This window comes from Streptomyces avidinii (assembly GCF_014650695.1).
Taxonomy (GTDB): Bacteria; Actinomycetota; Actinomycetes; order Streptomycetales; family Streptomycetaceae; genus Streptomyces; species Streptomyces avidinii.
On the sequence record NZ_BMVL01000001.1, the window covers coordinates 465249 to 487365 of the forward strand.

Genomic DNA, 22117 nt, shown 5'->3' on the forward strand with positions numbered 1-22117 from the left:
ACAGTTGGCGCCACGACCCTTGTCACTTCTAGAACTCGTTACTACCTTCAAGCCAACTTCTGATGGTCCGTCAGACTTTGGAGTTGCCCGATGTCCTGCCCCGCACTGCCCGAAGGCTTCGACGCCACCGATCCAGACCTGCTCCAAAGCCGCGTCCCCTTCCCGGAGTTCGCGCAGCTGCGGCAGACCGCACCCGTGTGGTGGTGCCCGCAGCGGCGGGGCATCACCGGCTTCGACGACGAGGGCTACTGGGCCGTGACCCGGCACGCGGACGTCAAGTACGTCTCCACGCACCCGGAACTGTTCTCCTCGACGACCAACACCGCGATCATCCGCTTCAACGAACACATCGCGCGTGATGCGATAGATGCCCAGCGCCTGATCATGTTGAACATGGATCCGCCGGAACACACGCGTGTACGGCAGATCGTGCAGCGCGGCTTCACCCCGCGGGCCATCCGCGGCCTGGAAGAGGCCCTGCGGGACCGCGCCCGGAAGATCGTCGAGGAGGCCGCGGCCACGGCGGCCGACGGCAGCTTCGACTTCGTCACGCAGGTGGCGTGCGAGCTCCCGCTGCAGGCCATCGCCGAACTGATCGGCGTACCGCAGAAGGACCGCACCAAGATCTTCGACTGGTCGAACAAGATGATCGCCTACGACGACCCGGAGTACGCGATCACCGAGGAGGTCGGCTCCAACGCGGCGATGGAGCTCATCGGCTACGCGATGAACCTCTCCGCCCAGCGCAAGGAATGTCCGGCCAAGGACATCGTCACCCAGCTGGTGGCGGCCGAGGGCCAGGGCAACCTCGGCTCCGACGAGTTCGGCTTCTTCGTACTGCTGCTGGCGGTCGCGGGCAACGAGACCACGCGCAACGCCATCAGCCACGGCATGCACGCCTTCCTCACCCACCCCGAGCAGTGGGAGCTCTACAAGGCGACCCGGCCGTCGACGGCCGCGGAGGAGATCGTGCGCTGGGCCACCCCGGTGGTGTCCTTCCAGCGCACCGCCACCCAGGACACCGAACTGAGCGGCCAGAAGATCAAGGCGGGCGACCGGGTGGGGATGTTCTACTCCTCCGCCAACCACGACCCCGAGGTCTTCACGAACCCGGACGTCTTCGACATCACCCGCGACCCCAACCCCCACCTGGGCTTCGGCGGCGGCGGCCCGCACTTCTGCCTGGGCAAGTCCCTGGCGGTCATGGAGATCGACCTGATCTTCAACGCCCTGGCCGACACCCTCCCCGACCTCCGCCTGACCACGGACCCCCCTCGCCGCCTCCGCGCAGCCTGGCTCAACGGCATCAAGGAACTCCGCGTAACCCACCCCTGACCCCCACTCCCCCAGCCCACCGCCCCGAGCCCCGCCGACGCTTGAGGCACGGGGCCCGGGGCAGCACCCCGGATCCTCCAGCCCCACCAGCACCCCACCCAGCCCCGCCGGCACCCCACCCAGCCCCGCCGGCGCTTGAGGCGCGGGGTCCGGGGCGGCGCCCCGAATCTTTCAGCCCCGCCGGCGCTTGAGGCGCGGGTCCGGGCAGCGCCGCGGATCTTTCAGCCTCGCCGGCGTTTGAGGCGCGGGGTCCGGGGCGGCGCCCCGGCAACGGCGCCGCACCCGTCCGAGTGGCGCCCCGCCCCGAACGGAGAAATCCTGGCAAGCAGCGGCGATCCAGCCGAAGGGGCGCCGGGGCAATCCACGCCCCGGCGCCCCTTCGGCCGCCGGCCTCCGGCCACCGGCCACCCGTCAAGCCACCCGCCGCGCGACCCGCCCGCCCGCCCGCCACCACGCTCAGCGTCCACAGGCTGGGGAGGGCCAGCAGCAGGGCCAGCACCAGCAGCAGCCCGGTGGCGAGCCGGCCGTCCACGGCCGCCCCCACCCGCTGCGACCACCAAGCGGAATGGTGGCCGCGAGGACGAAGTGGGACACGACGAGCGCGGCCGGCGCCCCTCCCCCGAACAGGATCCGCTTGCGCCCGTCGGATCCGGCCGGCTCTGCGCTCATGGTCCGATGCCAGCACCGGGTCGGGAGCGGCGCCTGCGGGCACCGCGGCGAGACCGCGTACCCGCCACCCCGCCTACGAGTTCCGCGCGGACACCCCCACCTTCCGCTCCCCCTCGTTCGACCCACTCGACCCACTCGACCCGTTCGACCCCTCGCCCGGCTCCTCCCCGCCCCTGCGCTGTGCGGGCAGGTTCAGCTGGAGCCCCCGCGGCCCGGACAGCACGTACACGAGCCCGAAGCCGGCGGTCACGACGACGGCGCCGCCCACCGCGTCCAGCACCCAGTGGTTGGCGGTGGCCACGATCGCGCACACCGTGATCAGCGGGTGCAGCACGCCGAGCAGCTTCTGCCAGCCCTTGGGCGCCAGCACCACGATCACGATCCCGCACCACAGCGACCAGCCGAAGTGCAGCGAGGGCATCGCCGCGTACTGGTTGGAGATCGCGGTCATGGCCCCGTACGAGGGGTTGGCCAGGTCCTGCGGCCCGTGCACGGTGTCGATGAAGTCGAGACCGGGCATCAGGCGCGGCGGCGCGAGCGGGTAGAGCCAGAAGCCGACGAGGGCGAGGACGGTGGCCAGGCCCAGGGAGGCGCGGGCCCAGCGGTAGTCGCCGGGACGGCGCCAGTACAGGACCGCCAGGATCGTCAGCGGGACCACGAAGTGGAAGGAGGTGTAGTAGAAGTTGAAGAACGCCTCCATCCAGGGCGTGCCCACCACGGCGTGGTTCACGGCGTGCTCGATGTCGATGCCGAGCGCCTTCTCCATCGCGTGGATCTGGCTGCCGTTGCCCTCGGCGAGGCTGCGGCTGGTGGGTGCGGCGGCCCGGATGTGCGAGTAGAGCGAGTAGCCCACCCGTATCAGCAGGAGCTCCAGCAGCAGGTTCGGGCGGGACAGCACGCGCCGCCAGAACGGCAGCAGCGGCACCCGCGCCCAGCGGGCCGCCGCAGGCCGCCCGTAGTCGGTCGGAACGGGCTCGCGCCAGTACGGCGAGGAGCGCGGCAGAAACGGTACCGCGCAGGCCGCGGCCACGGCGGCGAGCAGCAGCACGTTGTCGCGTACGGGGGCCAGCGCGGCCAGGTTCGGCAGCAGCACCGCACTCGGCAGGGTCATGGCGAGGACCACGGCCACCGGCCACACGGGGCGGTCGGCGGCCCGCTTGCCCACCTTGCCGGCGACGGCGAGCAGCACCCACAGCAACTGGTGGCGCCAGCCGGCCGGGGACACGGCGACGGCCACGCAGCCGGTGACGGCGACGGCGAGCAGCAGCTGGCCGTCGCGGGCGTAGCGGACCGCGCGGCGCAGGCCGAACCAGATGATGGCGCCCGCGAGGGCGGCGTAGAGCAGGATTTCGAGCGGCCCGGTCAGGCCGAGACGCAGCAGCGCGCCGTGCACGGACTGGTTGGCGAGGCCGTCGGGGGCGCCGCCGAGGCCGGTACCGGCCAGGTGCTGCACCCAGTACGTCCAGGAGTCGCGCGGCATGGCCGCCCAGGACAGCGCGGTGGCTCCGGCGAAGGTCACGGCTGCGGTGTGCGCGGTGGGACGGCGTCCGGTCAGCCACAGCAGCGGGGCGAAGAGCAGGAGCGCCGGCTGGAGCGCGGCGGCGAGGCCGACGAGGAAGCCCGCGGGCCGGTCTCCGGGCACGCGGAAGACGGCCAGCAGCACCAGAAGGACGGGCAGGACGGCGGTCTGGCCGGGCGATGCGGCCTCGCGGACGGGAATCGAGACCATCATCAGGGCCGTGAGGACGGGCGCGGCAAGCAGCGCGGTGCGCCGCGGCACCGGGTCGGGCAGGCCGCGCGCGGCGACGAGCCCGATGGCGGCGACGCACAGCAGCGTCATGCAGGTCCAGGCGATCTCCAGCGACGGGGCGGCAAGGCCGACCAGGGGCTTGAGGACCAGCCCGGCGAAGGGCGTGCCGGAGAACTGGCCGGTATCGTAGACCGATCCGGGCAGGCTGCCGGGGAGGTGGAAGCCGCTCAGCCACTCCCCGGGTGGCACGCGCAGCACGGCGGCGGCCTGTCTGACGGCGAGGGCGCCCGCCAGAGCCCACAGGAGGAGACGTGCCGCCCCGAGCCTGCTGTTGTCGCCTATGACTCCGGCATGTCCGTTCGCACCGCTGTGCTCTGCCGCGTTAGCCACGCCTCGCCGGCCTCCCGCCCTGTTGACCGCAACCCTGACTTTGCCTGGCTGCCGCGCTCCATTACCCGCAAGACGATATCTCCCGCGGGATACCTCGGACGGCCCTCACGGACATCGAGAAGATCAACCGGGCCGCCGGCGCAGGGCAGATGGGGTCTGACCTGCGGGCGCCCGTCCGGGGAAGCGACCCGACTGCTGCGGGGTACTCGGAGGGTGCTCGGGGGTGCTCAGGGTGCGGACACCGCACTTCCTGGCGAAGCTGAACGTGACACGTATTCCGTGGAGAGGACGGCTCATGTCCATGCTTGACAAGCTCAAAGGCCTGATCAAGGGACACCCTGACCAGGCCCGCCAAGGCGTCGAGAAGGCCGGAGACGCCTTCGACGCGAAGACCGGCAACAAGTACCAGAGCCAGGTCGACACGGCGCAGCAGAAGCTGAACGAACAGATCGGCAACCAGCCGCCCACCTCCGGGGAGGGGCGTCCGCCCCAGCAGTGACCACGCGGGCACTGACCACGCCGTGGCCGAGTCCCGGCGGTCCGAGTGACCGCCGGGACTCCTGCGCGCCCGCGGGGACGCAGCAGCGGATGTAGGAGACTGCAGGCACGTCGTCGAGGCCGGGCGCACAGCCCGGCTTGCGTTTCATGAGAGGTGCCACGTGCCGAGTGTTGTAAAGATCAACGTGCTGACGGTTCCCACCGAGCAGCGGGAGGTGCTGGAGCAGCGCTTCGCGTCCCGCGCCGGGGCGGTGGAGAGCTCGGACGGCTTCGAGTGGTTCGAGCTGCTGCGCCCGGTGGAGGGCACCGACCAGTACCTGGTCTACACGCGCTGGCGTTCGGAGCAGGACTTCCAGGCATGGATGGAGGGGCCGATGAAGGCCGCTCACCAGGGCGGCGGCCAGGGCGGCGGCGAGCGCCCGAAGCCCGCGGCGTCCGCCTCGACGGTGTGGTCGTTCGAGGTAGTACAGCAGGCGTCCCCGAAGAAGCCCTGACCTCCGGCAGCGTTCGAGGTGCGGGGCCCGGGCCGGAGCCCGGCTCTTCCAGCCCCGCCGGCGCTCGGAGCGCAGGCCCCGAGCCGGGAGCGCTCCTCCAGCCCCGCCGGCGTTTGAGGCGCGGAGCCCGGGCCGGGGTCCGCTCTTCCAGCCCCGCCGGCGTTCTAGCGCAGAGGACCCGGGCCGAAGCCCCGCTCTTCCAGCCCCGCCGGCGTTTGAGGCGCGGGGTCCGGGGCAGCGCCCCGGCAACGGCGCCGCACGGCCCCGCCTGGCGGCAACGACCGGTCGTCGGGGCCGGGCGCCGGGGGCCAAGCACCGGCGCAGGGCCAAGGGCGCGGGGCTAAGGCCGCACGGCTCAGCCCCCCGCACCCGGAAGGACCGAGCCCCAGAAGATGTCTTCCTCGTCGATGTCCGCCGTGCACTGGTCGATGTCGGTGATCTTGTCGCCGATGATCGTGAAGAAGAGTCCCTGACGGATCTCGATCCCGCGGTCACCGCGGTCGCCGCGCGCCGTGTGGAAACTCATCACGTGCCCCCGCCCGTCCGCCAGCACCGATTCCAGGTGGACCTGGAAGGTCCCGTTCGTCTCCTCGGAAAGGCGGCGGAAGAGGTCGAGGACGTTCTCCCGCCCCTTGTGGTGCCCGGACAGCGGGTTGCCGCCCGGCACGTGGTGGATGACATCGGCCGTCAGCAGCGTGCTCATCGTCTCCATGTCGCCCTTGCCGAAGGCCTCGTAGCCGCGGCGGACCAGGGCACAGTCGGGGTGCTCTGACATGGCGTTCCCACCCTCCGGGTACGCAGGAAATGTCCTTTTTCCTATCATCGGCCCGGCCCTGTGGATATTCCACGCGGGAGATCTCCCGCGAACTCCACAATGACGCCATGACCACTCACAGCGAACACCCCACCCTCACCGCTCCCACCACCAAGCCCACCGCCGCTCCCGCCCTGTCGTGGACCGTGACCCCCGAGGCGTTCACCACCCGGGACGCGACCGCCCTGCGCCGTGCGTACTACGCCGAGGTCGCCGGCCGGTACTGGAAACGGCAGGTCACCGAGGCCGAGATCGACCAAGGCCTGCTGGACTTCCCGGACGACGGGCTCGTCCCGCCGACGGGGCAGTTCGTCGTCGGCAGGCTGGGCGGCGAGCCCCTGGCATGCGGCGGCGTCCGGCTGCTCGACCCCGGCACCGCCGAGCTCACGAGGGTGTACGTGGACCGGCGCGCCCGCGGCACGGGCGGCGGGGCGGCTCTGCTGGAGGTCCTGGAGGCGGAGGCCCGTGCGCTGGGCGCCGTGCGGGTCCGGCTCGACACCCGATCGGATCTCGTGGAGGCCCGCGCGTTGTACGCGCGGCACGGGTACGCGGAAATACCCGCCTACAACGACGGCCAGTACGCCCAGCACTGGTTCGAGAAGCCCCTGCCCTGAGCCCACGCGGCGGCCAGGCGGCCGCCACGCCGCGCTACGGGGCGGCGTGGTCCCGGCGCGGCGCGGAATCGTAGGGCTCCTCGGCGTCGGACCCGCACAGTTCCGTGTTGATCTCCTGCACCAGCTTCACCAGGTCGGTCGGGCGGTCCGGGCCCCACCAGTCGCCGAGCAGCTCGGCGAGGGACTCCTGCCTGGCCTCGGCGAGCCTGGCGGCGGCCACCTGGCCCTGTTCGGTCAGGACCAGCGCCAGGCCTTCCCGGGCGGCGAGCCCGCGCTCCTCGACCTGACGGGCGGCATCCGTAATGACCTTCAACGGCACGTTGGCGCGCTCGGCGAGCATCGAGGGCTCCGTGGAGCCGTACTTCTTGATCCGCAGCAGCATCCAGCTGGCGGCGGGCAGCAGGTCGTAGCCGGCCTTCTCGGTGATCTTCTCGTAGACGTGCCGGCGGCCCTCCCGGGTACCGAGGACCGACAGCGCGCGGGCCACCTCGTCGCGTGAGGAGCGTTGGACCGGGTTGGAGGCCAGGGTCTCCGTCACATCGGGTGCGGTGACCGAGGTGCGGAGCTTGTCCTCCTTCAGGAACCAGGCGATCACGAAGGCGACCAGCACGATCGGCACGGCGTAGAGGAACACGTCGGTGATGGCGGTGGCGTAGGCGTCGAGCACCTGCGGCTGCAGCCCGGCGGGAAGCGCGCTGATGGCCCGCGGATCGGCCTCCAGCTGCGCGATGCTCGCACCGGCCGGCAAGGTGACGCCGGCGAGCGCGGCGGCGAGCTTGTCGTCCAGCTGGTTGGTGAAGACAGTGCCGAAGATCGCGACGCCGAAGGAGGCCCCGATGGAGCGGAAGAAGGTGGCACCCGAGGTGGCGACTCCGAGGTCGGCATAGCTGACCGCGTTCTGCACCACCAGGACGAGTACCTGCATGACCAGGCCGAGTCCGGCGCCGAAGACGAAGAAGTAGATGCTCATCTCCCAGGTGGAGCTGGTGCGGTGCAGCTGGTGCAGGAGGAGCAGACCGATCGCGGTCACGCCCGTGCCCGCGATCGGGAAGACCTTCCAGCGCCCGGTGCGGCTGACGATCTGGCCGGAGGCGGTGGAGGAGATCAGCATGCCGATCACCATCGGCAGCATGTGGACGCCCGACATGGTCGGCGAGACGCCCTGGACGATTTGCAGGAAGGTCGGCAGGTAGACCATCGCGCCGAACATGGCGAAGCCGACGATGAAGCTGATCACCGAGCAGAGGGTGAAGGTGCGGATGCGGAACAGACCCAGCGGCAGGACGGGTTCGGTGGCCTTGCGCTCCACGAAGAGGAACACGGCGAGCAGTACGGCGCCGAGGACGGCGACGCCGATGATCCGGGCCGAGCCCCAGCCCCAGGTGCCGCCGAGGGAGGCGACGAGCACGAGGCAGGTGGCGACGCAGGCGATGAGGAAGGTGCCGAGGTAGTCGATGGTGTGCTTCGAGGAGCGTTTCGGGATGTGCAGGACGGCGGCGATGACGACGAGCGCGACGAGACCGATGGGGAGGTTGATGTAGAAGACCCAGCGCCAGGACAGGTTGTCCACGAAGAGACCGCCGAGCAGCGGGCCCAGCACGCTGGTCGCACCGAAGACCCCACCGAAGAGGCCCTGGTACTTGCCTCGTTCGCGGGGCGGGACGATGTCGCCGACGATCGCCATCGACAGCACGATCAGACCGCCGCCGCCCAGGCCCTGGAGCGCGCGGAAGCCGATGAGCTGGGGCATGTCCTGGGCGAGCCCGCACAGTGCCGACCCGAGGAGGAAGAGGACGATCGCGTACTGGAAGAGCCTCTTGCGTCCGTACTGATCGCCGAGCTTGCCCCACAGCGGGGTGGCTGCGGTGGCGGCGAGCATGTAGGCGGTGACGACCCACGACAGGTGTGCCATGCCACCGAGGTCGCTGACGATGGTCGGCAGGGCGGTGGAGACGATGGTCTGGTCGAGTGCGGCGATCAGCAGGCCCAGCAGCAGCGCCCCGATGGAGACGAGTACCTCGCGGGAGGTGTGCTCGGAGGCGGGGCCGGTCTTCTTCTCCGGGTCGGGAGCGGGATCCGTGCCGTGCGCGGTCACATCCTGAGCCATCGATACCTCCTCAGGCCGGATCAACATCTCCATCCTGAGCGGTGTGTCCGGTTATGGCCTCTCGGGCGGTTGGGAGGGGCCCCGCGGGTCTGCATAATCGCAGGCAATAGCCAGGGAGGGAGTCCAGTGAGCCGTCAGCACTGTCCAGAATGCGGCGCCCCCGGCGCCGGCTGCGGGTGTGTGCCCGGGGTGGGTTTCAACCCCCTGCGCATCCGCCCGTACGTGACGTTGCCCGACCCCGGCGAGCCGGACACCCCGGTGTCCCCGCAGCCGGTGTCCGGCGCGGTGGCTCCGGACACGCGCCCGGCGCCGATTCCGGCGCCGGAGCAGGAGCAGGACGACACCCCGGCGTACGGGATACCCGTACCGCCGGTGGACGGACCGTGGCCGGCCGCGCCCGCCGTGCCCGCACACGCGCCGCACCCGGCGGAGACGGTACAGCTCCGCGCGATCCCGCAAGCGGGCCGCACGACCGGAGGGGGAGGAGGGGGTGGGGGTGGGGGCCCGAAGAAGCGAACCGGCCCGGCCTCCCGCAAGCCCCTCGCGCTGCTCCTGGGCGCCGCGGCGGTGGTAGCCCTCAGCGGGACTGCGGCGGCGATGTGGGCGCTGCCGAGCTCCGACGGTAGTGATGCCGCGCTGGTGGAGGCCAAGGCGCCGGCGCCGTCGGCGAGCGCCGCCCCGGCCGCGCCCTCCGCGAGCCCGTCCCCGAGCAGTACCAGCGCGTCCCCCTCGGCCTCCCCGTCGCCGAGCGCCTCGAAATCGGCGTCGCCGTCACCGTCACCCAGCGCGTCCCGTTCGTCTGCGCCCCCGTCCCCCAGCCCGAGCCCGAGTGCGAGCCGTGCTTCCAACTCGCCGCCCGCGCAGGCACCGATCCTGCGGATCGGGGACACGGGTCCGGAGGTGGAGAAGCTCCAGCGGCTGCTGGCGGGGCGTGGCCTGTACCGCGGCAAGATCAACGGACGGTTCGACTGGCGGGTAGAGGACGCACTGTCGGAGTTCCAGTACGACAGGGGCATCGACGATCAGGAGTGGGGTTTCTACGGCCCGGTGACCCGCAAGGCTCTGGAGGGATGAGGGTCACATGCCCGCGGTTGGCGCAGACCGCCCTTTGTTTTGTATCGTGAGGGAACAAAGTGGTTCCGTCCTCTCTCCCTGACCGGTGGACGGAACCACTTGTTCTCTTTTCCTGCCCCGTCTGGAGCCCCGCCCATGCCGGCCAGCACCACCACCGCACCCGTCGCCCTCACTGCCAAGGCCCTGCTCCTGGACATGGACGGCACGATCGTCAACTCCGACGCGGTGGTAGAACGCTGCTGGCGCGACTGGGCACTGTCCCACGGGCTGGACCCTCAGGAAGCCATGAAGGTGGTCCACGGCCGCCAGGGCTACGCCACCATGGCCGTCCTCCTGCCGGACCGCCCCATGGAGGTCAACCACGCCGAGAACGCGGTGATGCTGGCCCGGGAGACGGCCGACACCGACGGCGTGATCCCGGTCGCGGGTGCCCCCGAATTCATGGCCGCGATAGACGGCCTGCCGCACGCCCTGGTCACCTCGGCCGACGCCGCCCTGGCCACGGCCCGGATGACGGCAGCCGCCCTGCCGATGCCCGACGTACGGGTCACGGCCGAATCCGTCCAGGCCAGCAAGCCCGACCCCGAGGGCTTCCTCATGGGCGCAGCCGCACTGGGGGTGGACCCGGCCGACTGCATCGTCTTCGAGGACTCGGCCGCGGGCATCACCGCGGGCCGGGCAGCGGGCATGCGCGTGATCGGCGTGGGCCCCCGCGCGGCCGCCCACGCCCCGACGGCCCACGTCCCGGACCTGACCTCACTCCAGGTCACGACCGCCCCGAACGGCGCGATCACCATCACGGTGAAGCCGGCGGAGTAGCCGCTACGGGACCAGGTCGGGCGGAGCCGGGATGCGGGGCGGCGACTTCGGTAGGCGGAATCCACTCGGGCGGCAGTCAGAGACGTGTATGGGGGTTTCCCGTCAGTCTCATCGTCTCTCCGTGTCGGGCCGGTCCCTCAAGGGCGCTCCTCCTTCGTCGTCGCGTCGCTGCGCGATGGCCTTCGGCCACCCTTGACCGACCGTCCCGCCCCGGAAATCCGAAGACTGCCGGGAAACCCCCAAAGGAACGGGCCGGGCCTTCCTTTCATGGACGGGGACATCAGAGATCCGCGACCCGGCCGGGGTGGGCGCACTTCCGAGGCCGGGCCATCGGGAGCGGCCTGCCGGGTCGGGGGAAGCGCATCCAATCGCTACGCGCTCCTCATCTCTCAGCGTCCGACGACCGTCCGGGGCTGGACATAAGCCGCCCACGACCCGTTGTCGCTTCCCCTTCGCGCGTCCGACGACCGGCCGGGGCCGTTGAGAGGGACTGACGGCTGATCCCTCGGCCATGTCGTCGTGGATCCGGGGCGGCGAGGGACTGAGTCCATGAGCAAGGGTGCAGACAAGGGTTATTGGGGCAAATGGCCGGCCTTTTGAGACGCCTACGTGCGCTGACCCGTCCCCATGACGACATAGCCGCTGTCCGGCGCCTTTCCGCCCCCGAGAGGGGCCGGACGCCGTCGATGAGAAGCATCCGAGGCCCGTGGGCGGCCTATGTCCGGCCCAAGACGGATCGCAGGCGCTGAGGGATGAGGAGCGCGTAGCGATTGGATGCGCCCACCGACCCGGAGGGCCTCTCCGGATGGGCCCGTCTCTTGGACGCCTCACCCCTGGCCCGCTCGGGCGTCTCAGGCTGCCCCGTTTCCAAAGACTTGGTCCGGCCCGTTCCTTTGGGGGTTTCCCGGCAGTCTTCGTATGTCCGGGGCGGGACGGTCGGTCAAGGGTGGCCGAAGGCCATCGCGCAGCGACGCGACGAAGGAGCGCCCTTGAGGGACCGGCCCGACACGGAGAGACGATGAGACTGACGGGAAACCCCCATACGCGTCCCTGACCACCGGCCCCGTGGACCCCGCCCACCGACCCCGCCCACCGAAGCCGCCCCGAACGTCAACGACCCCGCCCCGCCCCCCCTACTGCCCCGCCCGCCCGTCGATGCGTTCCCGCAGGAAGTCCGCGTGGCCGTTGTGGCGGGCGTACTCCTCGATCATGTGGACCAGGACCTCGCGGAGTTCCATCCGCTCGTCGTCGTGTGCGGTCTCACCTGTGACGTCCAGGCCGGGAGCTTCCGCAACGAGTTGTTCCGCGAAGTCGACTTCGGCCCGCCAGGTGGCCCATGCGTCCGCGACCACCGCCGGGTCGGCCACCGCGCCGGTGAACTCCCCCGCACGGTCCTCCTCCGGAGCGGTAGTGCCGACGTACCGCCTGGCCCGCCATGACCTGCCGGAACCAGTACTGCTCGACGCCCGCGAGGTGGCGTACGAGACCCAGTAGGGACAGGTTGGACGGTTCCACCGAGCGTCGCGCCAAGGCCTCCGCGTCAAGGCCCGCGCACTTGAGCTCCAGCGTCAGCCGCTGGTCGCGCAGGTAGCCGGCGAGCACGGCGCGCTCGCCCTGGAATCCGCCGTCGGTCCGGGTGTCCTCGTCGGGGTGGACGAACATGTTGGACCAGCCGAACTGCCGGTCCTCGGCGGACACGGGCGCAGGCACGAGGGCAGGTACGGAAACGGGAGCAGGCACGGGAGCAGGCACGGGAGCGGGCGCCTGCACGGGCGCCGGCACAGGCTGGGTGGAGAGGCCGGCGGAGGCCCCGGCCGAGGTGGTGGTATCGGTCACGCGCACGAGCGTGACCGGTGCGTTCTCCGCCCGCAAGGAAATATCCCCCACCACCGCGGCCCACCGCCTCCGCCCACCGTCGCGGCCCACCGCGGCCCGCACCCGGGCACTGGCGACTCAGCCCGCGATGGCCTCGTACAGCGAGAACGCGGCCAGTGCTGCCATCACGGCAGCCGCGATTTTGGTGATGAGCCGCAGCGGGACGTACTTCATCAGCGTGCGCCCACCCAGGATGCCGATGCCCGCGACCGCCCACAGGGCGAGTACGGCTCCGATACCGACCGAGACGGGGTCGTCGTAGCGCGCGGCGAGGTTGGCGGTCATGATCTGGGTCAGGTCACCGAACTCCGCCACCAGGATCAGCATGAAGCCCGCCCCGGAGACCTTCCAGAAGGACTGGTCGGCGGGCGGCTTGATCTCCTCGTCCCCGTCGTCCTTCTTCAGGAGCAGCATGGCCGCGCCCAGGAGGAACAGGACGCCGACGACGGCCTGGACGAGCCGGTGCGGGAGCAGCGTGAGGACGCTGCCTGCGGCGATGGCGAGTGCGACGTGTACGGCAAAGGCGGCGGCGACGCCTGCGAAGACGTAGGAGGCGCGGTAGCGCGTGCCGAGCATCAGGCCGGCGAGGGCCGTCTTGTCGGGGAGTTCGGCAAGGAAGACGACGCCGAAGGCGATCGCCGTGATGCTGAAGCTGAACACGGGGGTGAAACCTCAATCGGTCGGGCAGGGCGCCATCGGGACCGAGAGACCTGGGGTGCTTGTTCAGGGGTCGCTTCGGCTCGGCGGCGCCCTGGGTTGTGCATGCGCGTACGAAACGCGTCTGCACGTGAACAGGACACTGCGGCCGAAGGTCTCGCTGGCCGGCCGCTGTCCGCGTCCTGCCTCCGGGCGCCGGCTGGTGTGACCCAGCAGTATGTCGACGGTCCGGCGAAGAGCTACTCCCCTTCTGCTCAGAACAGGGTACGCGACGCCCACGACCGGCCGGAATAGGCCTTTGGTACCGGTCCCGCCCACCCCCTCCCCACGCCGCTACCGCCCGGCTCCGCCCCCGCTCCCGCCCCACCACACCTCTGACCTGGGCCCCAGCGGCTCACGTCGCCACAGCCGCCTCCCCCCGCGGAACCTCAACCTCCGTTTAAATCTGGAGCGTTGGGTGACTTGATGTGACGTGCTCATGTCGCCAGGCTGTCATCTGGCGCCCACCCCAGCGACACCCGGCGCCAGCACCATGGCCACGCCCCACCGGGGTCGCACGGCCACACCCCCCGCACCCAGGGAGCCCCTCATGGCACTCATACCCAGCATCTACGCGCGTCGAATTGGCGTGCTCGCGTCAGCCGCCGCACTCGCCGCGCTCACCTCCCTCCTGAACGCCCCCACCGCCCAGGCCGCCCCGCCCACCCCCATCAGCGCCTCGGCCGCCCGCGCCTACCTGGCGACGGTCACCCCCAAGACCGAGGGATCTACCAGCGGCTACAGCCGCGACCTCTTCCCGCACTGGAGCACCGTCTCCGGCACCTGCAACACCCGCGAGACCGTCCTCAAGCGCGACGGCGTCAATGTCGTCCAGGACTCCGCATGCGCCGCCGTCAGCGGAAGCTGGTACTCCGAGTACGACGGAGCCACCTGGACCGCGGCCTCCGACCTCGACATCGACCACGTCGTCCCGCTCGCCGAGGCCTGGCGTTCCGGCGCCAATTCCTGGACCACGAGCAAGCGCCAGCAGTTCGCCAACGACCTCACCCGGCCGCAGCTCATCGCGGTCACCGACAACGTCAACCAGGCCAAGGGCGACCTCGACCCCGGCAAGTGGCTGCCCTCGCGGACGGCCTACCGTTGTACGTACGCACGGATGTGGGTCAACGTGAAGCAGTACTACGGTCTGAGCATGGACTCCGGCGAGAAGACGGCCCTGGTCAACATCCTGAACGGCTGCTGACCAAGCCGGCCGATCTTTCCCCCGTCAGGGGGAGGCGTGGCTCCCCCCACCCGTCGTACCGTGATCGAAGGGGCTTACGGAGGAGGGGGAGTTGCATGGCCGGACTGCGTCTGGGGCCACTGCTGCGTCACGTCGACTGGGACACGGGCGGGGCGGCCACGATATGGGTCGAGGCCGACCGCCCGTGCACGGCCGAGGTGCGGTGCGCCGATGGGGCGGGCGGCAGTGCGCGCACCTTCCAGGTAGCCGGTCACCACTACGCGCTGGTGCCGGTGACCGGCCTGACCCCGGGCGCGACCACGGCGTACGAGGTGCTGCTCGACGACCGGCCGGTGTGGCCCCTGCCCGACAGCGGCTTCCCGCCGAGCACGATCACCACCCCGGCGGCGACCGGCCCCGGCCGTCCGGGCCCCGGGCTGCGCGTCACCTTCGGCTCGTGCCGGCAGGCGGCGCCGCCCGCCGGCCGGCACGGTCCGCACGGCGCGGACGCGCTCGACACCCTCGCGGCGCGGTTGGCCGCCGACCCGGAGGCGGTGCGCCCGGACGTCCTGCTGCTGCTCGGCGACCAGGTGTACGCCGACGCGCTGTCGCGGGAGACCCGGGCGTGGCTCGCGGCCCGGCGGGACCTTCGGGAGCCGCCGGGTGCCCAGGTCGCGGACTACGAGGAGTACACCCGGCTGTACTACGAGTCCTGGCTCGACCCGGAGATCCGCTGGCTGCTGTCGACCGTGCCCAGCCTGCACATATTCGACGACCACGACGTCATAGACGACTGGAACACGAGCGCGGCGTGGCTGGCGGAGATGCGGGCGACGCCGTGGTGGCGGGAGCGGGTCCTCAGCGGGCTCATGTCGTACTGGGTGTACCAGCACCTGGGCAATCTCTCCCCCGCCGAGCTGGCCGCCGACGGGCTGTACGAGGCGATACGCGAGACCCCCGACGGTACGGAGGTGCTCCGGGCCTTCGCGTCCGCGGCGGACGCCGACCCGGGCACGGTGCGCTGGAGCTACCGGCGCGACTTCGGCCGGACCCGGCTGCTGATGGTCGACACCCGGGCCGCGCGGGTGCTGGCCGAGGACGGGCGGGCGATGCTCGATCCGACGGAGCAGCAGTGGCTCCGGGAGAATGCCCTGGCCGGGCACGGCGGTTACGACCATCTACTGATCGGGTCCTCGTTGCCGTGGCTGATGCCGCCGCTGATCCACGATGCCGAGACGTGGAATGCCGCGCTGTGCCGCGGGGAGCGGGGGCCGCGGTGGGCTCGGATCGGGGAGGATCTGCGCCGGCGCAGCGATCTGGAGCACTGGGCGGCGTTCCCCGCCTCGTTCGCGGCGCTGACGGATCTGATCGAGGAAGTGGGCACGGGGCCGCGGGCGCCGGCGACGGTGTGCGTGCTGTCCGGGGACGTGCATCACGCGTATGTGGCCGAGCCTCGAATACCGACCACGTCGCGGGTGTTCCAGCTGACGTGCTCGCCGGTTCACAATTCCATCCATACCGCGGTGAAGTGGGGTTTTCGGCTGGGCTGGTCCCGGACGGGGCGGTGGCTGGGGCGCGGTTTCTCCCTGCACGGGCGGACGGGGCGGCCGCCGGTGAACTGGCGGCGTACGGGCGGTCCCTGGTTCGGCAATCAGCTGATGACGCTGGCTCTGTCGGGGCGGAGTGCGCGGCTGCGGCTGGACCAGGCGCGCAAGAAGCGTGAGGGGGCCGTGCTGGAGACGGTGCTGGACCGGGACCTCACCGCGGCGGAGTAGGGGTGCGGGTGGGCTCCGGCGGTGCGGGGCGGTTGACTTGGCGGGCCGCCGCGGCGGGTTGCGCCCCGGGCATCCGGGATGCGAACGCCGGGCGTACGCTGTATGGCTGTCAGCCGCTCCTGCCGCTCCCCGCGACGTCGCGGCGCTTCATGCCGCAGCACGTCAACCGGACTGGGGAGTCCCGCTTTGTTTGAGACGCTGGGGTCGCTGACCGCGAGCCCATGGATCTACGCCCTCGTGGCGGTGTCCATCGTGCTCGACGTCTTCCTCCCGGTGCTCCCGAGCGGGGTTCTGGTGATCACCGCTGCGGCGGCCGCCGCGGCCTCCGGGGCGGCGGGACCCGTGCCGGTTCCGGTGCCCGAGCAGGTGCCGGACATCCTGCTGCTGCTAGTGATCGCGACGAGCGCCTCGGTGCTGGGTGACATGGCGGCGTTCCGGCTGGGCCGGCGCGGCGGAGCCCGGCTGGACCGGGCCATCGCCCGCTCCCGCCGGCTGACCCGGGCCCATGAGCGGCTCGGCACGGCTCTGGCCCGCGGTGGTGGCGCCCTGGTGGTGATCGCCCGCTTCGCCCCGGCCGGGCGCTCGGTGGTGTCCCTGGGCGCGGGCAAGACCCAGCGCAAGGTCGCGGAGTTCCTGCCCTGGTCGGTCCTGGCGGGCATGGCCTGGGCCGGCTACAGCGTGGCGCTCGGCTACTTCGGCACCCAGTGGCTCGGTACCCAGTGGCTGGGCACCGCCCTCTCGGTGGTCGCCCTCTTCGCCGCGGGCGCCCTGGCGGCCTTCCTCGTGCGCCGCCCGCCCCCGGCCGCGGCGACGGCGTAGCCGCACTGCACGGCTGGGCTCCCCCGGGCGGAGCAGTGGCTCACCCGTTCACCCGGCCCCGATCGCCGCCCCCGGGCCGGGCTCCTAGCGTCCAGAGAACGGTGCGCAACCGAATCCGGGTCACATCCGTGCCCGGCCGCGCCGTTTCGACGAGCCGAGGAGTCCTCTCCATGCCCGCCAAACCGCCCGCAAAAGCGCCCGCCACACCGCCCACCACGGCGGCACGCCGCCTGATGACCGTCGCGGCCGCGACCCTCATCGCCGCTGCCGCCGCTCCCGCCACTCTCGCGTACGCCTTCCCCTCCGCCACCGTCTCCCCCACCGCTGTCGCCCCGGGCGGCCGGGTCGCGCTCAATGTCGCGGGCTGCGGAACGCAGGTCGCCCGGGTCACGTCGACCGCCTTCGGCGAGGTCCGGCTGACCCCGGGCAACCAGACGGCCGCCAGCCTCATCGGCAGCGCCACGGTCTACAACAACGCCACCTCCGGCGCGCACCGCGTCATCTTCGAGTGCGGTGGCCCCGGCGGCGAGCGCGTCACCCTGTCGCTGCAGGTCACCACGGGTGCGGCGCGTGGTGGCACGGGCGGCAGCATCGGCTCGATGAGCCCCGGGCAGATCGCCGTCGGCAGCGCCCTCACCGCGGGCGCGCTGGGCGCCGGAGTGTGGGTGATGCGCCGCCGCGCGGCGGCCTCGTAGGCCCTGACCGGGTCAGGCGGGGGCGCCCTGCCCCCGTACGTGCACCCCGTCGAGCAGCGCCGCGGTGGCTTCGGCGACGGCGTCCACCGCCGCCTCGAACACCTCGCGGTTGTGCGCGGCGGGCACCCGGAACCCGGACACCTTCCGTACGTACTGCAGGGCGGCGGCGCGGATCTCCTCCTCGGTCGCCTTCTCGGGGATGGCGGGCGGGCGCAGAGTCTTAATGGAACGGCACATACCCCTACTATCCCGCTACCGGGGCAGCTCGGCCCCGGAAAGTTTCATGATCAAACCGGCTTGGAGGCGGGCCCGGAGCTCGGGGTCCTCGACCGTGCCCAGCAGCTCGATGGCCTGCTGGGTCGTCTCGGCGGCGCGCCGGTCGTCGCGCAGCGAGGCGGTCTGGTCGGCCATGTGCTTGAGCGCGATGTCGGCCCGCCGGTGGAAGAGCTGCCCGATCAGGGCGGTGACCAGCCCCGCCGAGCTCGTGACGATCCCCAGGTAGAGCTCTCCGCCGGCCTCGGCCTTCCAGACGGCCAGGCCGATCCCGAAGAGCAGGATCGCCGCCCCGACCCCGGCGAACCGCTGGCTGGTGGCGAAGCTGCTGCGCGCCTGGGTCAGTCCGTAGGCGTAGTACTCCACGAGGATCGGTGTGAAGTCGTCCCGCCGCTCGACGGCTTCCTGGATCCCGCCGACGTCCTGGAACTTCCGCCCCCCGGGCCCGGCAGCCGGCTCTTCCTGCTCGGCAAGACTCGCGAGCAGTCGCGCCCGCTCCTCGTCCCGCTTCCGCTCGAACCCGACCCCGAGCGACCGCTCCATCAGCGCCAGCGCCACGGCGACCACGGCGACGACCGACCCACCCCACGCGAGCTCGCCCATCCCCCGACGATCCCACGCCCGGAACCGCCGGCCAAGGGAGCGTCCGTCGCCCCAAATGCGGATCAACCGCCCCGAACCTAGACTGACCGAAGCATGAACTGTCGCCGACGAGGGAGACCAGCATGGCGAAGCGAGGCAACAAGCGCCGGGCCCGCAAGAAGAAGAAGGCCAACCACGGCAAGCGCCCCAACGCCTGACCGAAAGACCCCCGACCTCACCGGCCGGGGGTCTTCGCGGTTCACTTGCCACACACCGGGCCGTCAGCTCCGGCGGGTCAGATCGACGGTGGTGCCACCGCTGAACAACGAGTCGTGCAACTCGATGCGTACAGGATCCGCACCATTCGGAACATCGAAGACAACGATCCCGTCGACGACGTTGCCCGGGTTGATCTGCTGGAGGAACGATTCGCTGCCGTCGAGATAGAGCGCCGCGGCGGTGTCCGCGCTGTACTTGCTGCCGTTGCGGTCGATGAGCTTCTGGTCGGCACCGTCGAAGGTCTGGGCCCGGTCTCCGATGTTCTTCACGGTCATGTGCACCAGCAAGAACTGCCCTTGCGCATCCTGACCGTACGCACCTCCGATGTTCCCCACCCCCGGCTGGAGCCTGGTGACGGTGAACTCGAACTTCCCGTCCCGAACCGGCTCCCCCACCCCGGGCAGACGCCCGGAATCCGTGACGGCCTTGGCCTTGGTCGGAGCGGGCGGTGGCGGGGCGGCCGACTCCTTGCCCGCGAACGATCCGGCGATCCCCAGGACCACGAGCCCGGCGGTGACGGCCAACAACACCGTCAACAGTCGATGCCGGGCGAACCGCCCCCGCCGCTCGGGCGGACGCTCCGGGGCAGGCCCCCACTGCGGCGGCGGCTGACGGCTCATGGCAACCTCCGGGCTCAACCTTGCGGCGGATCCCGATTGTCCCGCCGCGAAGCCCTCCCGGCATTCCGAGCCCAAATCCAGCAGCAGGCCCCGGTCGGCCAGGGATGCCTTCTTCCGGGCCCAAACGTCGCCCGAGCGCATGGGTGGAGCACGTCGCTATCGGCGAGTACGGCGTGAAGGTGTGCGGCGTGACGTGACCCGCGAGCGTTCACGCCGACCGTCGCGCACCTACGCCACGAGACCGTGCGAACCATACGCGACGTCGACAAAGTCTCCCCGGACTGCCTGAAAACGCTCCAGCAGTGGGTCGCGGAGGAACCCTCCGATCATCTCGTCCCAGCACGCGACGCTATTCGCCACTTCGAGTACCTGGCTGACCTGCTCCGCATCCAGGGCGTGGCTCTCTTGCAGGCAGAATTCCAGGAAATCGAGTTCTTCCCACCGCTCTTCTTCCTCCAAGCGCCCCCACCGGTCCAAGAGTTCCCAAGCCAGGTACGCCGAGGTGTGGTGCGGGTCCTGGCAGAATTCGGCGTTGCGAGGGCACCAGGCTTCCTCCAGAGCGCTGATCGCCGATCTCAGCACAGCTCTGCGGAGTGCCAACTGCTCCAATCGGGCGCATTGCTCGGCCACCTCCTCCGCCTGGCCAAGAACTGCCGGAGGTCCCAGGACTGCGACACCGGCCCGTGCCTGCACCACTGCGGTCGCCTTCTGATCGAGTAGCTCCCGCCGGGCAGGGCCAGGCACTTCCGGCAGCTTCGTGATGATCCGAACGAGAACGTCCGCTGCACTCAAGAACTCGGCATAAGCCGAGCGCCGCGCATCCTCCAGCGACTGCTCGCGTCCCGCGCGCTCGTGGAGTTGGGCAGCCGCCACTGCGGCCTGAGACTGATCAAAGCCTGCCAGCGCCGTGGCATGAGCGGCCCTGTCCGCACTGCGTCTGGTCCAGTGGGCAGCAAGGAGGGTGGCCGGCACGGCGATGAGGGTGGTGAGGGCACTCGTTGCCGCTACAGCTTGTTCTAGTTGCACGAGACGCATGCTGGTGCCAGAACACCTCGGCCAGGGCGAAAAGGCAGAACTGCCGAGGTCGGCTGCCGCGCCGTGCTAGGCACCGGTCGCCGCGAGTGTGGAGCGGTTGGCATCGATCCGGGCCGTCAAGTCGCCCAGTGAGCACTGGATGCGGGCCCCGGGGATCGGGTCGAAGTCCTGGACCCGGGCTGCTGTGGCGAGGTAGTCGGAGGGGGCGATGCCCCACCCCTCGATCGGGCTCCAGCCCGCCTGGACCTCTGCATCCTCCCCGTCTTCGGATGAGACCCGCAGCCATGCCGTGCACTGGTCGGAGAAGTCGAAGGGCAGGTAGACCGTGCCGCCGACCCTCCCGAGTTCCGCGATCTGAGAACCCCACTGCTCCAACAGCCGGGCGAGCCTGGCCCCGAGTCCACCCGGCGCCGTGGGCGCTTCGTCCAGGCCGAAGTAGTAGGAGTCACACTTCTGCCGGTAGGCGCCAATGCGCAGCCTGAGGTCGTTGTGAGACCCCTTGGTGGACACGCGATCAAAATGCAGAGCGATTCCTGCGGGCACAGCGGGCTTCCTCCAGTGCGAACTTGCGGTGGGTGTCGGCCGTCGCAGCCACGGACGCGGGACTCGGGACGTGCGGTACTCCTGGCCGCCCTCGTCACACATTCGACCGCAGCCGGTCGAGCTCGCTTCCGATCGCCTCCCGCAGTCGGTCGTGCTGCGAGCCGAGTGCGTGCTGCTCGTCGCTCCAACTGGCCCGGGGATAGAGCCACACCGGCCTGCGCACCAGGTCGGACGGCTCCCACTCGAAGCGCGGCCACACGTGCGCGTGCAGGAAGCTGTCGGTGTTGCCGAGGATCTCCAGGTTCACGCGGCGGAAGGCCCCGTCCAGCCGTCGGCAGGCCCGTTCGACCGCTTCTCCCAGTTGGTCCATGTCGGACAGGAACGCCAGCCGCTTGTCCCGGGGCAGGTCCAACAGCCGCTCCACCGCCGGGTCGTCCGCCAGGAGCACCGAGTAGCCCGGGAGGAACTGCACATCGCCGATCACCGCGAATCCGGCGTCCAAGCGCCTGAGCACTGTGGGGTTTTGACCCCGCAGCGCAGTTCCGATCCGGTCCTTCCGCCAGTCACCAGTCATGGCCAGAACCTACCCGCCTGTGATCATGAAGCCCTCCGCGGCGCGCCGGTGGTAAATCAACGCCGCATGGACCGAGCCCCCATCGCGGTCCGGCCGCACGGCACCCGCCCCGCACGGGACCGCGACCTCCCCGACCGTCAGCCCCCGACCCGCACCTACAGATGTCGGATACGGATACAAAAAGGCCCCCGCCATGATCGGCGGGGGGCCTTTGTGCTGGTGGGCGCGGACGGTTTCGAACCGCCGACATCTGCTTTGTAAGCTCGCCCGAACCCCACCCCACACTGACCGTTCCGAGGTCGTGAAGCCTCTGCAGGACCGCCCGGAACTGTCAGTGTGCACCCGCGTTGATGTCAGGAATGGATGTCAGAGGCCGCTCACCACCAGCCCCACTTCTTCTTCCGCAGCTCCTGCATCTTGGCCTTGGCTTGCTTCGCCTCTACCTGCGCGATCCCCTGTCGAGTCCAGCGTCCCTGGTGCTTGGCGCACTGGCCGCTCCCGACGATCGCCTTGTTTCGACACCGGCCTCCGCGCTTGGTCACCGCGCCGCACCTCGGTTGTGTCACCCCGCTCCCTCCCGCTCACCCGACGTGAGCATCCCTTG

General features: G+C 70.9%; 22 protein-coding genes and 1 pseudogene. 11 read left to right on the forward strand and 12 right to left on the reverse strand.

Annotation, left to right across the window (positions count from 1 at the left end; translation table 11 throughout):
• The first annotated feature begins 90 nt into the window (after positions 1–90).
• On the forward strand, positions 91–1335 hold the full coding sequence (locus tag IE257_RS02145; RefSeq protein WP_189963934.1) for a cytochrome P450: 1245 nt from the start codon (positions 91–93) through the stop codon (positions 1333–1335).
• Positions 1336–2077: 742 nt separating this feature from the next.
• Here IE257_RS02145 and IE257_RS02150 read toward each other — a convergent pair.
• Positions 2078–4144, reverse strand: a complete 2067-nt coding sequence (locus tag IE257_RS02150) for a bifunctional glycosyltransferase 87/phosphatase PAP2 family protein (RefSeq protein ID WP_189963936.1) — start codon at positions 4142–4144, stop codon at positions 2078–2080.
• Positions 4145–4439: 295 nt separating this feature from the next.
• Here IE257_RS02150 and IE257_RS02155 point away from each other — a divergent pair, with 295 nt between their 5' ends.
• Together IE257_RS02155 and IE257_RS02160 are read left to right on the forward strand one after the other, a co-directional pair.
• Positions 4440–4643, forward strand: coding sequence for an antitoxin (locus IE257_RS02155; RefSeq protein ID WP_189963938.1), 204 nt, complete (start codon positions 4440–4442; stop codon positions 4641–4643).
• Between the two features lie 160 nt (positions 4644–4803).
• Positions 4804–5136, forward strand: coding sequence for an antibiotic biosynthesis monooxygenase family protein (locus tag IE257_RS02160; RefSeq protein WP_189963940.1), 333 nt, complete (start codon positions 4804–4806; stop codon positions 5134–5136).
• Between the two features lie 355 nt (positions 5137–5491).
• On the opposite strand, the gene IE257_RS02165 is transcribed toward IE257_RS02160, so the two are convergent.
• Positions 5492–5911 (reverse strand): nuclear transport factor 2 family protein, encoded by a 420-nt coding sequence (locus IE257_RS02165; protein WP_189963941.1) that lies wholly within the window; start codon positions 5909–5911, stop codon positions 5492–5494.
• A 173-nt stretch (positions 5912–6084) separates the two neighbouring features.
• Between IE257_RS02165 and IE257_RS02170 the strand changes: the two genes are divergently transcribed.
• Positions 6085–6564 carry a GNAT family N-acetyltransferase gene (locus IE257_RS02170; RefSeq protein ID WP_189964750.1) on the forward strand — a complete coding sequence of 160 codons (480 nt, stop codon included), beginning with the start codon at positions 6085–6087 and terminating at the stop codon, positions 6562–6564.
• Between the two features lie 34 nt (positions 6565–6598).
• Here the strand turns inward: IE257_RS02170 and IE257_RS02175 are convergent, their stop codons facing one another.
• On the reverse strand, positions 6599–8671 hold the full coding sequence (locus IE257_RS02175) for an MFS transporter (protein ID WP_189963943.1): 2073 nt from the start codon (positions 8669–8671) through the stop codon (positions 6599–6601).
• 189 nt (positions 8672–8860) lie between these two features.
• On the opposite strand from IE257_RS02175, the gene IE257_RS02180 reads away from it, so the two are divergent.
• Positions 8861–9745, forward strand: coding sequence for a peptidoglycan-binding domain-containing protein (locus IE257_RS02180; RefSeq protein WP_229920067.1), 885 nt, complete (start codon positions 8861–8863; stop codon positions 9743–9745).
• Positions 9746–9880: 135 nt separating this feature from the next.
• Positions 9881–10564 carry an HAD-IA family hydrolase gene (locus IE257_RS02185; RefSeq protein ID WP_189963946.1) on the forward strand — a complete coding sequence of 228 codons (684 nt, stop codon included), beginning with the start codon at positions 9881–9883 and terminating at the stop codon, positions 10562–10564.
• A 1133-nt stretch (positions 10565–11697) separates the two neighbouring features.
• On the opposite strand, the pseudogene IE257_RS02190 reads toward IE257_RS02185, so the two are convergent.
• Positions 11698–12226 (reverse strand): annotated as a pseudogene (locus tag IE257_RS02190) (DinB family protein).
• Positions 12227–12517: 291 nt separating this feature from the next.
• The gene (locus IE257_RS02195; RefSeq protein WP_189963948.1) at positions 12518–13099 is read right to left on the reverse strand and encodes a TMEM165/GDT1 family protein; all 582 of its coding nucleotides are present in this window, start codon (positions 13097–13099) and stop codon (positions 12518–12520) included.
• Positions 13100–13694: 595 nt separating this feature from the next.
• Here IE257_RS02195 and IE257_RS02200 point away from each other — a divergent pair.
• The 4 genes from IE257_RS02200 to IE257_RS02215 all read left to right on the forward strand — a co-directional run bounded on the left by IE257_RS02200 (position 13695) and on the right by IE257_RS02215 (position 17607).
• On the forward strand, positions 13695–14339 hold the full coding sequence (locus IE257_RS02200) for an HNH endonuclease family protein (protein ID WP_189964752.1): 645 nt from the start codon (positions 13695–13697) through the stop codon (positions 14337–14339).
• Between the two features lie 95 nt (positions 14340–14434).
• Positions 14435–16093, forward strand: coding sequence for an alkaline phosphatase D family protein (locus IE257_RS02205; protein WP_189963951.1), 1659 nt, complete (start codon positions 14435–14437; stop codon positions 16091–16093).
• 186 nt (positions 16094–16279) lie between these two features.
• Positions 16280–16912, forward strand: a complete 633-nt coding sequence (locus IE257_RS02210) for a DedA family protein (RefSeq protein ID WP_189963952.1) — start codon at positions 16280–16282, stop codon at positions 16910–16912.
• Between the two features lie 170 nt (positions 16913–17082).
• Positions 17083–17607, forward strand: a complete 525-nt coding sequence (locus IE257_RS02215; RefSeq protein WP_189963953.1) for a hypothetical protein — start codon at positions 17083–17085, stop codon at positions 17605–17607.
• A gap of 12 nt (positions 17608–17619) precedes the next feature.
• On the opposite strand, the gene IE257_RS02220 is transcribed toward IE257_RS02215, so the two are convergent.
• Both IE257_RS02220 and IE257_RS02225 read right to left on the reverse strand, forming a co-directional pair.
• Entirely contained in the window at positions 17620–17844 is a 225-nt protein-coding gene (locus IE257_RS02220) for a DUF2277 domain-containing protein (RefSeq protein WP_189963954.1), read from the reverse strand.
• A gap of 15 nt (positions 17845–17859) precedes the next feature.
• The gene (locus tag IE257_RS02225) at positions 17860–18483 is read right to left on the reverse strand and encodes a TRADD-N-associated membrane domain-containing protein (RefSeq protein WP_229920068.1); all 624 of its coding nucleotides are present in this window, start codon (positions 18481–18483) and stop codon (positions 17860–17862) included.
• A 122-nt stretch (positions 18484–18605) separates the two neighbouring features.
• Here IE257_RS02225 and IE257_RS39265 point away from each other — a divergent pair, with 122 nt between their 5' ends.
• Positions 18606–18680 (forward strand): 50S ribosomal protein bL37, encoded by a 75-nt coding sequence (locus IE257_RS39265; protein WP_100661309.1) that lies wholly within the window; start codon positions 18606–18608, stop codon positions 18678–18680.
• A 63-nt stretch (positions 18681–18743) separates the two neighbouring features.
• On the opposite strand, the gene IE257_RS02230 is transcribed toward IE257_RS39265, so the two are convergent.
• The 5 genes from IE257_RS02230 to IE257_RS02250 all read right to left on the reverse strand — a co-directional run bounded on the left by IE257_RS02230 (position 18744) and on the right by IE257_RS02250 (position 22055).
• Entirely contained in the window at positions 18744–19502 is a 759-nt protein-coding gene (locus IE257_RS02230) for a DUF4352 domain-containing protein (RefSeq protein ID WP_189963955.1), read from the reverse strand.
• Between the two features lie 87 nt (positions 19503–19589).
• Positions 19590–20396, reverse strand: coding sequence for a hypothetical protein (locus IE257_RS02235; RefSeq protein ID WP_189963956.1), 807 nt, complete (start codon positions 20394–20396; stop codon positions 19590–19592).
• 66 nt (positions 20397–20462) lie between these two features.
• Entirely contained in the window at positions 20463–20906 is a 444-nt protein-coding gene (locus IE257_RS02240) for a hypothetical protein (protein WP_189963957.1), read from the reverse strand.
• A 127-nt stretch (positions 20907–21033) separates the two neighbouring features.
• On the reverse strand, positions 21034–21513 hold the full coding sequence (locus IE257_RS02245; RefSeq protein WP_189963959.1) for an HIT family protein: 480 nt from the start codon (positions 21511–21513) through the stop codon (positions 21034–21036).
• Between the two features lie 377 nt (positions 21514–21890).
• Positions 21891–22055, reverse strand: coding sequence for a hypothetical protein (locus IE257_RS02250; protein ID WP_189963960.1), 165 nt, complete (start codon positions 22053–22055; stop codon positions 21891–21893).
• Positions 22056–22117 lie beyond the last annotated feature (62 nt).